Here is a 16,197-nt window from a genome sequence, read left to right as displayed (position 1 = left end):
TAGTTTGGAAGTAAAAGCAGCGAGTTGAATAACTCTCACTGATTCAACGTGATATTGTTAACCGGGATGGACGTGAAAAGTACCTATAAAATTAGCTTGGGCTGAAGCCGCCCCTCCAGAAAGTAGAGTGGTCGCTCCGATTGAGGCTTACATACCCATTCAACCAACTTAGACTATATCCTCATTTTTCGAAATTCAGCAAAAAGACTTCCATTCAGGAGCTTATGATGTAATCACTAAAATGGTGCAACAGAACATCGTGATACCACTTGACAAGACACTTGCTCCAGACTAACTCCTGCTGAATGTGAGAGCAAGTTTCTTACTGTATAGACCTGCTCCACTTTATAAGCCCAAGAACCTGCAAAATGCAGGTTCTTGGGCTTATAAATACCTATTCAGTTTCTTCCAGCAGAAATCCATTATCCCGCATCACGTTGACGGCTTTTTCAAGCGTCGCGCTGTCTGCTGCGGTGATGGTGTGGAGGTGCGTGCCGTCTGTCAGTTCCAGCAGGTAGCTCGCGCCCGTGTCGCGGACGCGTTTCATGAAGGCTTCGACTTCCGGGACGCTCGAGACATGGATGCCGGCCGTCAGTTCGCCGTATACCGGATGCTCGATCGAGACGTCTTTGACCGTGACGCCTGACTCGACCAACAGCTTCAGTTCGCGTTCGGTGTCTTCGGGCTGGTGGCGGCAGGCGATGCGGCGGCTGGCTTCTTGGGTGGCGCGGTCAGCGAGATACAGATAGCCTTGGCTGGTGGCGATGATCGGTTCGCCTTTCGCCTTCAGCAGGGTCATGTCGCCGACGATGACCTGGCGCGACACGCTCGCGAGCGCAGCCAGGTCGCTGCCGGTCATCGGCTGTGCCGCTGTCTTTATTTTTTCCAGCAGGAATTGGCGCCGCTGTTCGCCGAATAATTTTTTCATGTGGATCCCTCGCTTATCGACTCGTTATCCTTATCTTAACATGTGCCGAATAGCAACGGGTTTATTTCGTCTAAAGCAGCCGAATATGGTATAATCATGGAGTTGAATTAAAGGAGAGACTGTCCATGTACGATTACATAAAAGGCAAGGTTACACGCGTAACGCCTGAATATTTAGTGATAGAACAGCAGGGCATCGGCTGGCAGATTTTTGCACCGAATCCGTATTCGTTCGGCTCGGACGAACTGCAGGTATTTCTGCATCACCATGTGCGGGAAGACGCGCAGCTATTGTTCGGATTTCCGACACTGGAGCAGCGGGAATTGTTCCGTAAGCTGATTTCGGTGTCGGGCATCGGCCCAAAAGGCGCGCTGGCGATTCTCGCAAGCGGACAGCCGCAGCATGTCATCGAAGCGATCGAGCGGGAAGATGAATCCTACTTGGTGAAGTTCCCCGGCGTCGGCAAGAAAACGGCCCGCCAGATGATCCTGGATTTGAAAGGCAAGCTGAGCGAGTTTTTCGCCGACCCCTTCAATCCGGAAGAACTCAATACCCTGCTGTCGAACGACCAGGGAGAGCTGGAAGAAGCGATGCTGGCACTTGGAGCACTCGGCTATTCCGAGCGCGAAATCACCAAAGTCAAACCGCAGCTGCGGGATCTCGACCTCGATACAGAAGGCTTTATGAAAAAAGCGTTGCAGCTGCTGCTTAAACAAAACTGATGAAAGGAGGCGAACGGCATGGAAGAACGCATCATAGACAGCGAGGTTTCGGAGTTTGATGAACGCTTTGAGCAATCGCTCCGTCCGCAATTGTTGGGCCAGTATATTGGGCAGCATACAGTAAAACACAATCTGCAGATCTTTATCGAAGCTGCGAAAATGCGCCAGGAAAGTTTGGACCACGTGCTGTTGTACGGGCCTCCTGGACTCGGGAAAACGACACTGGCTGCTGTCATCGCCAATGAAATGGAAGTCAACATCAAAATGACCAGTGGACCGGCCATCGAACGCCCGGGCGATTTGGCGGCCATCGTGTCGTCATTGGAGCCTGGAGATGTCTTGTTCATTGATGAAATTCACCGCTTGAACCGCTCGATTGAAGAAGTGCTGTATCCGGCGATGGAGGATTTCTGCCTGGACATCGTCGTCGGCAAAGGGCCGACCGCGCGCTCTGTCCGGCTGGATCTGCCGCCGTTCACCTTGATCGGGGCGACGACGCGAGCAGGCGCTTTATCTGCGCCGCTGCGGGACCGTTTCGGCGTCTTGTCCCGCCTCGATTATTACGACACGGAAGCTTTGACGGAAATCGTCATCCGCAGCTCCAAATTATTTGAAGCGGACATCCACCCCCATGCCGCTGTCGAGATCGCCCGCCGGTCCCGTGGAACCCCGCGTATCGCCAACCGTTTATTGAAGCGCGTACGCGATTATGCACAGGTGCGCGGAACCGGCTCTATCACGATGGACATGGCAGAGCAGGCACTGGAAATGCTGCAGGTCGATCCGCTTGGATTGGACCATATTGACCATAAATTATTGACGGGCATGATCGAACGTTTCCGCGGCGGTCCGGTTGGCCTGGATACCATCGCCGCAAGCATCGGGGAAGAGTCGACAACGATTGAAGACGTCTACGAACCGTATTTGCTGCAGATCGGGTTTATCCAGCGCACACCGAGAGGCCGCACGGTGACGCAACTTGCCTACGAACACTTTAAAATGGAGATGCCTGAATGACTAAACCCAACACACCACCCACAACTTTAAATGTACAAGACTTTGATTTTGAATTGCCGGAGGAATTGATTGCCCAAACGCCATTGCTTGACCGTACGTCGAGCCGGCTGTTGGTCATGAATAAAACCACTGGAGCTATCGAGCACCGCCATTTCCGTGACATTACGGATTATCTGCATGCAGGCGACACACTCGTCCTTAACGACACTCGCGTGCTTCCTGCCCGATTGATGGGCATCAAGGAAGATACCGGCGCCAACATTGAAATATTGCTGCTCAAACAGATTGAAAATGATGTCTGGGAGACCTTGGTCAAACCGGCGAAGAAAGTCAAGATCGGCACCATCGTTTCTTTTGGTGAAGGCTTGCTGCGTGCGGAATGCACCGGCATCCTCGACCACGGCGGCCGCCATTTCAAGATGATCTACGACGGCATTTTCTACGAGATCCTGGACCAATTGGGCGAAATGCCCTTGCCGCCTTATATCCGTGAAAAATTGGAAGACCAGGACCGCTACCAAACCGTTTTCGCGAAAGAGCGGGGAAGCGCTGCGGCACCGACTGCGGGGCTTCATTTCACCGATGAGCTATTGGAGGAGATCCGTGCCAAAGGCGTCCATATCGCGTTTATCACGCTGCACGTCGGACTGGGAACCTTCCGTCCGGTATCGGTCGATTCGATCGAAGACCATGAGATGCATTCGGAATTTTACCGCATCAGTAAGGAAACAGCCGATTTGATCAATAAAACCAGAAAACAGGGAGGCCGCATCGTCTCAGTCGGTACGACATCGACGCGCACCCTGGAATCGGTTGCCCAGAAATTCGGTGGGGAGCTGCAGGAAGACAGCGGCTGGACCGATATCTTCATTTTCCCGGGCTACGAATTCAAAGCCATCGACGGCTTGATCACCAACTTCCATTTGCCGAAATCGACGTTGGTCATGCTGGTCAGCGCTCTTTCGAACCGCGACTATATTTTGAACGCCTATCAACAAGCCGTTGATGAACGCTACCGCTTCTTCAGTTTCGGAGATGCGATGTTCATTGAACCACAGAAAAAGGAGAATCACCAATGACAGCAGCAGTAACGTACGAACACATCAAGACCTGTAAACAAACCGGCGCGCGCTTGGGAATCGTCCACACGCCGCACGGTTCGTTTGAAACACCGGCATTCATGCCCGTCGGTACGCAAGCGACGGTCAAGACCATGTCGCCTGAAGAACTGAAAGCCATGAACGCCGGCATCATCCTCAGCAATACGTATCATCTATGGCTGCGCCCCGGCAATGACGTCATCAAAGAAGCAGGCGGCCTGCATAAATTCATGAACTGGGACCGTCCAATCTTGACCGATTCCGGTGGATTCCAAGTGTTTTCATTGAGTGAATTCCGCAATATCAAAGAAGAAGGCGTCCATTTTCGCAACCACATGAACGGCGACAAGCTGTTCCTAAGCCCGGAAAAAGCGATGCACATCCAGAATGACCTGGGCTCTGACATCATGATGGCTTTTGACGAATGCCCGCCATTCCCGGCGACGCATGAATACATGAAATCCAGTGTCGAGCGGACATCCCGCTGGGCAGAACGCTGCCTCGAAGCGCACGAGCGCAAATCGGACCAAGCTTTGTTCGGCATCATCCAGGGCGGCGAATTTGAAGACCTGCGCAAACAAAGTGCGCAGGATCTTGTATCGCTTGATTTCCCCGGCTATGCAATCGGCGGCTTATCCGTCGGCGAACCGAAAGACGTCATGAACCGTGCACTCGAATACACGACGCCATTGATGCCTGCAGACAAGCCGCGTTACCTGATGGGCGTCGGTTCACCCGATTCCTTGATCGATGGCGCCATCCGCGGCATCGATATGTTCGATTGTGTCTTGCCGACACGCATTGCCCGCAACGGCACCCTGATGACCAGCACGGGCCGATTGAACATCAAAAATGCCGCTTTCAAGCGTGATTTCGGACCGCTCGATGAGAAATGTGATTGCTATACATGCAAAAATTACTCGCGCGCTTACGTCCATCACTTGATTCGTGCAGATGAAACCTTCGGAATTAGACTTACTAGTTATCATAACCTGCAGTTTCTGTTAAACTTAATGGAACAGGTGCGTCAAGCGATTCGCGAAGACCGCCTGGGAGATTTCCGCGAAGAATTTTTTGAAGCTTACGGTTTCAATAAACCCAATGCTAAAAATTTCTGAGTTTGTACGAGAATAGAGAAAGTGAAAGGGGGAAATGAATAATGGAAACTTTAATTGCGTTATCACCTTTACTATTAATGTTCTTGCTAATGTGGTTTTTCATCATCCGTCCTGCCCAAAAGCGCCAGAAAGCAACTAAGAACATGCAGACAGAACTAAGACGTGGCGACCGCATTGTAACAATCGGCGGATTGCACGGCCTTATCGATGCAGTTGACGATGAAACGATCTACATCACTGTAGCTGATGGCTCGCGCATGCAGTTCGAGCGTCAAGCAATCGCGAAAGTAGTAGAATCTGCAAAATCAACAATCTAAAAAACATAAAAGCTCGCCTTCGATTTTGAAGGCGTTTTTTTAATGAAAAATAATGTCCTTATTCTAAATTTTCCAGTTACAGGGTACAATGGATATAGTACAACGGAAAGGAGAACATGCATGACGAGTTATCCGGATCTTTTTGAACTCGTACTGCCGGCGCTTCAAAGCAAATGCAGCGAATTTCATTACTTTCAATACGATACATTCACCGAGCAAGACCTATGGGAATTTTGCATCAAGAAAAAATGGCGTAAAAAAGATATAAGCACCATGCACCTCTATGAAATGATCAACGATATCATGGACATGACCGCTTCCGACTTTCTGGCCTACCACCAAGTCGAAGCGTTGAAGAAGGCGCGCTGGAACGATGACAGCACACTCGAAAACATCGAGCACCTCCTGCGTCCGTCCCCGAAAAAAACGACGTAAGTTAGAGTTGGAAATTTAGGGATTTAGCTTTTACCCGCCGCTTCGGCCGCTTCGGGCATGGCTCACACCAGGAGCCGGGAAGAACACCTGTCTCCTGGCTCCGCCTAGCCCGTGGACGCGCCGGCGCTAAAATATTTAGTAATGTCTTCTAAATTCTTGCCCAATAATTGATTAGCAGCGCAATGACCTCTGGAAGAAAGAGTGGAAGGCGGCGCATGTTCCAGTAGAGCGAGTTGCGATAATTCTGCTCCTGCATCGCTGCGCTAGCTTCGTCGCAAAGGCATTGTCCGAACTACCTTCGTCCAATAGCTTGTCCGTCTGGAACGAATTCTTCATACAATGAAAACTGATTTTTATTCAACTCACCAAGTTTGATTTGACAGCAATCAGCGGCTGTTTCATAATGATAGTGCTATGTTTTACGCACCCGAGGAGGAAATTTACATATGAAAGCAAGAGGTCGCATTATTGCCTTTTTCTTACTGGTGATTGTACTGATAGGAATCATAGGCACCACGAGTTTACCCATCGCTAAAGACATTCGGTTAGGCCTGGATTTGCAGGGCGGATTTGAAGTGCTCTACGAGGTGGAAACCTTAGATGGCAAGGAAGTTACGGAAAGTGTGCTGACGGATACGACGGACGCGTTGATGAACCGGATCAACGTTCTCGGTGTCAGCGAGCCAGTCATCCAGATTGAAGGGGAAAACCGCATCCGTGTCCAATTGGCGGGAGTTGAGGACCAATCGTCGGCACGTGAGTTGCTGTCGACGGAAGCGAATCTGACTTTCCGTGATGCACAAGACAATCTGCTGCTTTCAGGGAATGACTTGAAGCAGGGCGGTGCAACCGGCACCTTCGACCAGAACGGCAATCCGATTGTCACGCTGGAATTGAATGATCCCGGCAAATTCGCCGAAGTGACAGAAGAGGTTTCCCAGATGCCGGCACCAGATAATGTCTTGGTCATCTGGCTGGATTTTGAGGAAGGTGTGGATTCCTTCGCGGCAGAACGCATGGAGGCAGATCCGAAATTCGTCTCGGCACCAAGTGTGCAGCAGCGGATTTCGTCACCATCTGTTGAAATTTCCGGATCGTTCTCTGTAGAAGAAACACAAAATCTTGCAGGCATCCTGAACGCTGGCGCATTGCCGGTAAGCCTGGAAGAAATTTATTCGACTTCTGTCGGCGCCCAGTTCGGTGAACAGGCGCTTGACCAGACCATGGTCGCTGCCGCTGTCGGGATTGCATTGGTCCTGCTGTTCATGCTGGTTTATTACCGTTTGCCTGGTATGGTCGCAGTTGTGACTTTATCGGCTTATGTGTACTTGATCCTGCTGGTGTTCGAATGGATCGGCGGCGTTCTGACGCTTCCGGGAATCGCGGCAATCATGCTGGGTGTCGGGATGGCAGTCGATGCCAACATCATCACCTATGAACGGATCCGTGAAGAGATGCGTGTCGGAAAATCGGTTCAAGAATCGTTCAAAGTCGGCGCACGCTCTTCGTTCTCCGCGATTGTCGACGCCAATATTACGACCTTGCTGGCAGCTGTCGTCTTGTTCTATTTCGGGACAAGTTCCGTCAAAGGATTTGCGACGCTCTTGATCATTTCGATCTTGGCCAGTTTCCTGACAGCTGTTTGGGGATCTCGCCTGCTGCTTGGCCTGTGGGTCCACAGTGGCGTACTGGACAATAAATTCGGCTTGTTCGGTTTGAAGAAATCGGAAATCCATGCAAAAGAAGAAGGTTTGGAGATCACGGATCTGTCAACCCGCTTCGACCGCTTTGATTTTGCGGGCCACCGCAATAAATTCTTTTTGGCTTCGATCGTCCTGATTGTTGCGGGAATGGCCGTCATCGGTGTGTTCCGCTTAAATCTCGGCATCGACTTCTCGAGTGGTACCCGTGTTGAAATCGCGTCGGAAGCGGCGTTGACGAAAGAGGAAGTGCAGAGCTTCCTGGACGGCGCCGGCTATGAAACGGATGACATCGTCATTTCGGGTGACGCGTCCAATATCGGCGTAGCACGTTTTAACGAAGAGTTCAGCCAAGAAGACATCAACAGCCTGAAAGCGGTAGCCACGGAAGAATTCGGTGCAGAGCCGAACGTTTCGACGGTATCGCCGACTGTCGGCCAGGAGCTGGCGAAAAACGCGCTGTATGCCCTGTCGATTGCAGCGCTTGGCATCATCATCTATGTCGCCTTCCGTTTTGAATGGCGCATGGGTGTGGCTTCCGTTGTCGCATTGATTCATGATGCGTTCTTTATCGTTGCCATCTTCAGCCTTTTGCGGCTTGAGGTGGACATCACTTTCATCGCGGCTGTTCTGACGATCGTCGGGTATTCGATCAATGACACCATTGTGACATTTGACCGGATCCGTGAAAACATGAAGCGCATGAAGAAAATCGATACTGTGGAGCAGCTGGAGAAAGTGGTCAATGTGTCGCTTCGCCAAACGCTCGGCCGTTCCGTCAACACGGTATTGACCGTGCTGCTGGTGGTTGTTGCATTATTGATCTTCGGTGCGCCATCGATCACCAACTTCTCCATCGCTCTTCTTATCGGGTTGATCGCCGGTACTTATTCTTCCATCTTCATCGCTGCCCAGCTATGGCTGGTTTTGAAGAAAGGCGAGCTGAAGAAGAAAGGCCCGATCGACATCGAGAAAAAAGAACAGGAAAACAAATGGGGTTCTGACGAGCCTGTCGTATAAGTTTAGATTGGAATTGGAACAGGGTATAGTTATTATGACCTTGTTCCATTTTTTTATTAGTTTGAGAGGAGAATCGTAGATGAAAACACAATGGCTTATTTTACTAGGACTTGTTTTTGCAGTAATCATTGCGGTATTTGCCGTTGTTAATGTTGATGAAGTGCCGGTCAACTATGTATTCGGTGAAGCCGAATGGCCGTTGATCCTGGTGATTCTTACTTCTGCACTGCTCGGATTCCTGCTCAGCGGGGTGCTGGCAATCATGCGCCAATACCAGATGCAGCGGAAAGTCAAAGCCTTGCAGAAAGAGATGGCGGTCAAAGAAAATCTGATCGCGACGCAGCAGAATGAAATCGGCGAATACCAGAAAGCTGGTGTGGTGCCGGACGCTCAGATTGTCACCAGTGAAGAACGGACAAAAGAGGAATTTTAATAATTAGACCTTTCGGTGCAGTTGCCGAAAGGTTTTTGTCTGCGTTTTTTTACTGTATAATGAACCGGTGAGGAAGTGATACCAATGATTGAATCCAAAAAAAGATGGCGTTTAACGGCGCCGGATGAAAACGCAGTAGAAGAAATTCAAAAGGAATTGAAGATTTCGTCCGTATTGGCCAAGATTTTGGTGACGCGCGGTTTGGATACTGCAGAAGCAGCCCGTGCATTTATGGAAATGGACATCAGCGGCATACATAATCCTTATTTGATGAAGGATATGGATGTAGCGGTAGAGCGCATTCGCGCAGCCATCGACCGCCAGGAAAAGATTGTGGTCTATGGCGATTACGACGCGGATGGTGTCACCAGCACCACCGTCATGATGACCGTCTTGCAGGATTTAGGGGCCGATGTGTCCTTTATGATACCGAACCGCTTTAAACACGGGTACGGGCCGAACACCGAATTGTTCCAGCAGGCATTCGACAATGGGACAAAATTGATCGTCACCGTCGATAACGGCATCTCGGGCATTGAACAGGTCGATTTCGCCAACGGACTTGGAATGGATGTCATCATCAGTGACCACCACGACATTGGCGAATCCTTGCCGAATGCCTTGGCGGTTGTCCACCCGCGCCATCCGGAAGGCAATTATCCGTTCGGGGAACTGGCGGGAGTGGGTGTGGCTTTTAAGATAGCGCATGCCCTATACGAAGAAATGCCCGATCACCTGATCGAATTGACGGCAATCGGCACTGTCGCGGACCTGGTTCCGCTTCACGGCGAAAACCGATTATTCGTCAAAGAAGGGCTGGCGGCATTGATCGATTCACCAAGCCCGGCAATTGCGGCATTATGCGAAGTGGCCGGCGTCAAGCAGCAGGACATTACGGAAGAGACCATCGGCTTTATGTTCGGTCCGCGCATCAATGCGATTGGCCGGCTGCAGGATGCCGATCCCGCTGTCCAGATGTTCATGACAGAAGATCCGGCAGAAGCGCGTTCACTGGCTTCGGGACTGGACGTTCTGAACAAAGAGCGGCAAGCTATCGTCAAACAGATTGCAGAAGAAGCGATGCAGCAGGTGGAACAGCGCTATCCGAACGGCCCGCCGCGTGTGATCGTGGTCGCTCAGGAAGGCTGGAATCCGGGTGTTGTCGGCATTGTTGCGTCGAAACTGACAGAGAAATTCTACCGTCCGTCAATCGTCCTGTCGCTGAATCCTGAAACCGGCAAAGCGAAAGGCTCTGCCCGCAGCATCGAAGGCTTTCATCTGTATAACGAGCTGGCCAAGAACCGGGACATCCTGCCGCATTTCGGCGGACACCCGATGGCAGCCGGCATGACACTTGAAGCGTCTGCCGTCGATGATTTGCGTGACCGCCTCAACAAGCAGGCAGAAACCAGCTTGACGGAAGAAGACCTGTTGCCGGTCGTGGAAATCGATATCCCGCTGCGGCTGGATGAAATCGACATCACTGCCATCGAATCGATGCGTCAGCTCGCGCCATTCGGCATGGGCTTTGCCAAGCCGAAATTCTATTTGGAAGGCGTCAAAGTAGCCTCTATCCGCAAAATCGGCGCAGCGCAAAACCATTTGAAAATGGAGCTGACGCAAGATGCGGCTCTGCTGGATGCTGTTGGTTTTGGCATCGGTTCGGTCGGAGACGAGCTGACGCCGGATGTTAAAATCGACGTCATCGGCGATCTGCAGATCAACGAATGGAACGGCCGCAAAAAACCACAATTGATGGTGGAGGACGTCCGCACCGATCAATGGCAATTATTTGATATCCGCGGCATTCGCCAGGTATCCCGCTGGTCGAAGCTGATTCCCCAGGAAAATCAGGTGTATTTGGCTTTTAAAGAAGAAACGCCTGCCATGTTCCAGTCATTGCTGTCACAGCCGATCTGCATGGCTGCTCAACTTGATCTCCTGCCCGGCAACAAGCATCACTTAGTGCTGCTGGACCTGCCGGAATCGGAAGAACAATTGGCAGCTGTCCTGTTGAAATTAAAGCCGCAGCGGATCTATGCGCATTTCCACGCCAAGGATTCGCAGTATTTCGAGCAGATCCCAACGCGTGAACAGTTTAAATGGCTGTTCTCTTTCCTGAAGAAACGCGGATCTTTTGATTTCAATAAACATAGTGAAGAGCTGGCAAAACACAAAGGCTGGACGCGGGAGTCATTATTTTTCATGCTGCAGGTGTTTTTTGAACTCGGTTTTGTTACACTTAACAATGGCATTACCGAGATTGCCCAATCGCCGAGCAAAAAAGATTTGTCGGAAGCGCCGATCTACAAAGAGCGTGAACAGCAGATTGCACTGGAGCAGAAGCTTTTGTATGCGTCTTATAAAGATTTAAAAGAGTGGTTCGATGCGAAAGTGTCTGCCAAGGAGGAAGAAATATGGATTTGAAAAAGTACATCACCATTGTTGAAGATTGGCCAAAACCAGGAATCCATTTTAAGGACATCACTTCGTTGATGGACGATGGAACTGCTTATAAGTACGCAACAGATCAAATTGTTGAATACGCAAAAACAGTGAATGCTGAAATTATTGTAGGGCCGGAAGCACGCGGTTTCATCATCGGATGCCCGGTTGCCTATGCGCTTGAACTTGGCTTTGCTCCAGTCCGTAAAGAAGGAAAATTGCCGCGCGAAGTAATCCGTGCCCAATATGGCCTTGAATACGGAACGGATGTTTTAACGATGCACAAAGACGCCATTAAACCGGGTCAGCGTGTCCTGATTACAGATGACCTGCTTGCTACCGGCGGGACGATCGGCGCGACCATCAATTTGGTTGAACAGATGGGCGGCATTGTAGTTGGCTGTGCATTTTTAATCGAATTGACGTATTTGGATGGCCGCAAGAATTTGGACGGCTATGATGTAACGACTTTAATGCAATACTGATAATAAATCTCTCTGCCTTTTTGGCGGAGGGATTTTTTTCTGGCATCAAGGGTATGGAGACAGTAATGACTTTATATGGGAGGTGACCGAAGATGAAGCTGGCAAAACAGCACGACCCCCGACAGAATGCTGCATGGATTGACCATTACTTGGACGATCGCACACCTCTAGAAAAAATCACCCGCGAGACAGAACAATTCTTCACTGCCATCAAAAAAGATTTTGCGGTCAGTAAACACGCCCGGCGGAAAACCAGCTTTGCCGAAAAACTCTGGTCTTTATACGCAGAAGAATTCAAGCCGGAAGATGAAAACGGCTTTGAAACGCAGGTTTCCGGGCGACAGCTTTATCCTGCATGGAAAGAGCGGCTGGACGCTGAATACCGCAAACTCGAATCCACGATTCAGCGCCGCGTCAACGTCCGGGATTATGGCGCTGTGGGCGACGGCGAAACCGACTGCACGGAAGCTTTTAAAAAAGCTTTCGGCAATGGAGTGGTGGAGGTCAAAGTTCCGGTGGGCATCTTTTTGGTGAAAGGGCTGCGGCTGCCTTCCTGGACACGGCTGATTGGAGCGGGTAAAGGGCGGACCGTTTTAAAGCTGCATCCGGATGCTCCCCGGAAAGCCCGTCTGTTGACCAACAGCAATTACCTGTCCGGCAACCGCAATATTTCTGTGGAAGGGTTGACGTTGGACTGGCATGTCGAGCGCCTCGGCGATATCGAAAAAACCAGCGCCGGCGGCAATCATTCCAGTTGCCTGACCTATGCGCGCGTCACCTATGGCTGGGTCCGGGATGTGGAAGCGCTCAATCCGGGCCTTCATTGCTTCGACATTACGGCCCCTCTTTACAATTATGCCGGGGATGGCCTGCGGGGCAAAGGCGGCAGCCGGTTTGTCTGGCTCGACGGCGTCAGCGGCTCGGGTTTCGGCGACGACGGGTTGACGACGCATCACAGCGATTACATTTTCGTCTCCAATTCGCATTTCAGCGACCCGAGCGGACGGGCTCACGACCGTGGCTTTTCCAATTCCAACGGTTTTGAAGTGGATGATGGTTCCCGCCATGTCTGGCTCGTCAATAATTCCAGCGCCCGTTGTTTCGGAGGAATCGAAATCAAAGCCCATGCCAATTCCTCGGCAGCTTCAGGCGTCCATATTTCGGGTCATCTGTCTGTCCATGACAACCGGTCGTTCAATTTCCGCCATATCGGCCATCATAAAAAGGACGATCCGGAATCGCGTTCGGCATTCAATATACGCGCGCAGCGGCTGGTGTCGATCGAACCGATTGAAACATCCCTGTACGAAGGGTCAGCGCCGCGCAGTCTGGTGGTGTCCGGCTACCGCAATGTTGCCATCAACCGTTTCTTGTTTGTCGGCGATCCGGACTATGATTACAAACGGCAGCCGGCTGCATCCATTCAGTATCGTGCTGCCTGCGTGTCCCTGACCAATGGCGTCATCCGGGATTTCACGACGGCAGGCTCTGATGTGTCGATTGCCGGCGGCGAACAAAGCGCCCGGAGTGTACGGGTAGAGAATTTGCTAAGCCTCGGCTCTGCCGAACAGGCGGTGGCTGTCGGAAAAGGCAGCGAGCTGGTCCGCCTGGAGAGTGTCAGAAAACGAAGCGCACATTTGCTTTAGAAATTTTGAAAAGGAGGAAATACTTATGAGATTGACTGGAAAGAAAGTGCTTAGTTTTATTCATCATGAATTCGAGGATCTGGAACTGTGGTATCCCATTTTAAGATTGCGTGAAGAAGGGGCCGAAGTGGACATCGCCGGGGAAGAAGCGGGTGTCGAATATATCGGCAAATACGGTGTGCCAGCAACTTCTGATTTGTCCTACGGAGACGCGCTTGCCAATGAATACGATGCGATTCTCGTGCCGGGCGGCTGGGCACCGGACAAAATCCGCCGCTTTCCCGAGGTTTTGGAGATGGTTTGCCATATGGATGACCAGAAAAAGCCCATCGGCCAAATCTGCCATGCCGGCTGGGTGCTTATTTCCGCCAATATTTTAAACGGCCGGAAAGTCACCAGTACGCCGGGCATAAAAGACGATATGGTCAACGCCGGCGCGGAGTGGCTGGATCAACCTGTGGTGGTTGATGGCCACTTGGTATCGAGCCGCCGTCCACCCGATCTGCCGGATTATCTCCGTGAATTCATTAAAATGGTAGAGAAGGGCTAACAAAGCTTTACATTTAGCCCCTTTGTTTTTTATAATAGAAAGATATACTTTTGGAAAAATTTAAAGCAAGGTGGGCAATTATGGCGAAAGATCAAGTGAGAACAGCTGAAGATGTATTCGAGATGGTTGCGTCTTATATGAATGCCGATCATGTGAAAACAATTAAAAAGGCGTATCAGGTAGCGTATGATGCCCACATGGGACAATTCCGGAAATCGGGAGAACCGTATATTGTACATCCGGTGCAAGTGGCCGGGATCCTCGCAGAATTGCAGATGGATCCAGCCACTGTGGCAGCGGGCTTTTTGCATGATGTCGTGGAAGACACGGAAGTCAGCCGTGAAGACATCGTCCGTGATTTCGACGAGGAAGTGGCCATGCTGGTCGATGGCGTGACCAAACTGAGCAAGATCAAGTATTTGTCAAAAGAAGAGCAGCAGGCAGAAAATCACCGCAAGATGTTTGTGGCGATGGCACAGGACATCCGTGTCATCCTCATCAAACTGGCTGACCGTCTGCACAATCTCCGGACCTTAAAATACCAGACTGTTGAAAAGCAGCGCATCAAAGCTAATGAGACGCTGGAGATCTTTGCCCCGATTGCGCACCGCCTTGGCATCAATACCATCAAATGGGAACTGGAAGATACGGCGCTGCGCTATTTGAACCCGCAGCAGTATTACCGGATCGTCAATTTGATGAAAAAGAAACGGACCGAACGGGAAGATTATTTGAATAAAGTCATGAGTGAAATCCGCACGCAGCTCGACGAAGTCGATATCAAGGCGGATCTTTTCGGCCGGCCAAAACACATTTACAGCATTTACCGGAAGATGGCCATCCAAAACAAGCAATTCAATGAAATCTATGATTTATTGGCAGTCCGCATCACGGTGGAAAGCATCAAGGACTGCTACGCCGTACTGGGCATCATCCATTCCACATGGAAGCCGATGCCGGGCCGCTTCAAGGATTATATCGCCATGCCGAAACAGAACCTGTACCAGTCGCTCCATACGACCGTAATCGGTCCGCAAGGCGATCCTTTGGAAGTGCAGATCCGCACCGAAGAAATGCACCGCATCGCCGAATACGGGGTAGCAGCGCATTGGGCCTATAAAGAAGGCAAAACCATCGACAAGCCGAAAAGCTCGGTCGATTCACGCCTGTCGTGGTTCCGTGAAATCCTGGATTTCCAGAACGAATCCGACAACGCGGAAGAATTTATGGAATCGCTGAAATATGATCTGTTTTCCGATATGGTCTACGTCTTTTCACCAAAAGGCGACGTCATCGAAATGCCGGCAGGTTCCTGCCCAATCGATTTCGCCTACCGTGTCCACTCGGAAATCGGCAATAAAACCATCGGCGCCAAAATAAATGGCAAGATGGCACCGCTCGACACCGAATTGCATACCGGCGATATCGTGGAGATTTTGACGTCTAAGCAATCTTTCGGCCCAAGCCGCGATTGGCTGAAGATCGCCAAATCGACGCAGACCAAAAACAAGATCAAGCAATTCTTCAAAAAGCAATTGCGTGAAGACAATGTCCAAAAAGGCCGTGACTTGATCGAAAAAGAAATCAAGTCACAGGATTTTCCGCTGAAAGAAGTCATGACCAACGAAAACATCAAGCGCGTCTGTGAAAAGTTCAATTTTGCAGGGGAAGACGATATGTACGCAGCGGTCGGCTTTAGCGGCATCACAGCCCAGCAGGTCGTCAACCGATTGGCTGAAAAAATGCGCAAAAAGCGCGAGCAGGAAGAAGCCATCGAAAAAATCACGGTTGAAATGAAATCCAACGCACCGAAAAAGCAAACCGAATCAGGCGTCATCGTCAGAGGCATCGACAATATGATGATCCGCTTGTCGAAATGCTGCAACCCGGTGCCTGGCGACGACATCATCGGTTTTATTACCAAAGGCCGTGGTGTTTCGGTCCATCGCACCGATTGCCCGAACATCCATCCTGAGGAAAACGACCGCTTGATCCCAGTCGAATGGGAGAATGAAGGTTCGCCTGACAATAAATCGTATCAAATCGACATCGAAGTGCAGGCATACGACCGTACCGGTTTGATCAATGAAGTCATGCACATGGTCAGCGAAACGAAGACCACCATCACCGCAGTGAGCGGCCGTGCGGATAAAGACAAGATCGCAACGATCAACCTGTCGATCATGATCCCGCACATCTCGCACCTGAACCGCGTAGTTGAACGGATCAAATCGATTCCGGATGTCTATTCGGTCCTGCGTGTGACGAATTAAGGAGGCAC

General features: G+C 50.8%; 14 protein-coding genes. 13 read left to right on the top strand and 1 reads right to left on the bottom strand.

Annotated features, from left to right (window positions below; all coding sequences use genetic code 11):
• Positions 1–394: 394 nt before the first annotated feature.
• The gene (locus tag AC1MEO_RS05435; protein WP_480334867.1) at positions 395–928 is read right to left on the bottom strand and encodes a 3H domain-containing protein; all 534 of its coding nucleotides are present in this window, start codon (positions 926–928) and stop codon (positions 395–397) included.
• Positions 929–1,053: 125 nt separating this feature from the next.
• Between AC1MEO_RS05435 and ruvA the strand changes: the two genes are divergently transcribed.
• From ruvA to AC1MEO_RS05370, 13 genes are all read left to right on the top strand, one after another.
• Positions 1,054–1,650 (top strand): Holliday junction branch migration protein RuvA, encoded by a 597-nt coding sequence (gene ruvA / locus AC1MEO_RS05430; protein ID WP_480334866.1) that lies wholly within the window; start codon positions 1,054–1,056, stop codon positions 1,648–1,650.
• 18 nt (positions 1,651–1,668) lie between these two features.
• Positions 1,669–2,667, top strand: a complete 999-nt coding sequence (gene ruvB / locus AC1MEO_RS05425) for a Holliday junction branch migration DNA helicase RuvB (protein WP_480334865.1) — start codon at positions 1,669–1,671, stop codon at positions 2,665–2,667.
• On the top strand, positions 2,664–3,746 hold the full coding sequence (queA, locus tag AC1MEO_RS05420; protein WP_480334863.1) for a tRNA preQ1(34) S-adenosylmethionine ribosyltransferase-isomerase QueA: 1,083 nt from the start codon (positions 2,664–2,666) through the stop codon (positions 3,744–3,746). Before ruvB ends, queA begins: the two co-directional genes overlap by 4 nt.
• On the top strand, positions 3,743–4,885 hold the full coding sequence (gene tgt, locus AC1MEO_RS05415; protein ID WP_480334861.1) for a tRNA guanosine(34) transglycosylase Tgt: 1,143 nt from the start codon (positions 3,743–3,745) through the stop codon (positions 4,883–4,885). Before queA ends, tgt begins: the two co-directional genes overlap by 4 nt.
• Positions 4,886–4,926: 41 nt before the next feature.
• Positions 4,927–5,202, top strand: coding sequence for a preprotein translocase subunit YajC (gene yajC, locus AC1MEO_RS05410; protein ID WP_480334859.1), 276 nt, complete (start codon positions 4,927–4,929; stop codon positions 5,200–5,202).
• A 120-nt stretch (positions 5,203–5,322) separates the two neighbouring features.
• The gene (locus tag AC1MEO_RS05405; protein WP_480334857.1) at positions 5,323–5,637 is read left to right on the top strand and encodes a post-transcriptional regulator; all 315 of its coding nucleotides are present in this window, start codon (positions 5,323–5,325) and stop codon (positions 5,635–5,637) included.
• A gap of 446 nt (positions 5,638–6,083) precedes the next feature.
• A complete protein-coding gene (gene secDF, locus AC1MEO_RS05400; protein WP_480334855.1) occupies positions 6,084–8,357 on the top strand; it encodes a protein translocase subunit SecDF in 2,274 nt (757 codons plus the stop codon).
• A gap of 79 nt (positions 8,358–8,436) precedes the next feature.
• A complete protein-coding gene (locus AC1MEO_RS05395) occupies positions 8,437–8,790 on the top strand; it encodes a LapA family protein (protein ID WP_480334853.1) in 354 nt (117 codons plus the stop codon).
• An 84-nt stretch (positions 8,791–8,874) separates the two neighbouring features.
• Positions 8,875–11,217, top strand: a complete 2,343-nt coding sequence (gene recJ, locus AC1MEO_RS05390; protein ID WP_480334851.1) for a single-stranded-DNA-specific exonuclease RecJ — start codon at positions 8,875–8,877, stop codon at positions 11,215–11,217.
• Positions 11,208–11,720, top strand: a complete 513-nt coding sequence (locus tag AC1MEO_RS05385; protein ID WP_480334849.1) for an adenine phosphoribosyltransferase — start codon at positions 11,208–11,210, stop codon at positions 11,718–11,720. Before recJ ends, AC1MEO_RS05385 begins: the two co-directional genes overlap by 10 nt.
• A gap of 92 nt (positions 11,721–11,812) precedes the next feature.
• On the top strand, positions 11,813–13,366 hold the full coding sequence (locus tag AC1MEO_RS05380; RefSeq protein ID WP_480334847.1) for a glycosyl hydrolase family 28-related protein: 1,554 nt from the start codon (positions 11,813–11,815) through the stop codon (positions 13,364–13,366).
• A 25-nt stretch (positions 13,367–13,391) separates the two neighbouring features.
• Positions 13,392–13,916 (top strand): type 1 glutamine amidotransferase domain-containing protein, encoded by a 525-nt coding sequence (locus AC1MEO_RS05375; RefSeq protein ID WP_480334845.1) that lies wholly within the window; start codon positions 13,392–13,394, stop codon positions 13,914–13,916.
• A gap of 80 nt (positions 13,917–13,996) precedes the next feature.
• Positions 13,997–16,189 carry a RelA/SpoT family protein gene (locus tag AC1MEO_RS05370; protein ID WP_480334843.1) on the top strand — a complete coding sequence of 731 codons (2,193 nt, stop codon included), beginning with the start codon at positions 13,997–13,999 and terminating at the stop codon, positions 16,187–16,189.
• Positions 16,190–16,197: the final 8 nt, after the last annotated feature.

Source organism: Planococcus sp. BI3 (assembly GCF_056680115.1).
Note: the sequence above shows the minus strand (reverse complement) of the source record. Positions and strands in the feature narration are given on the sequence as shown.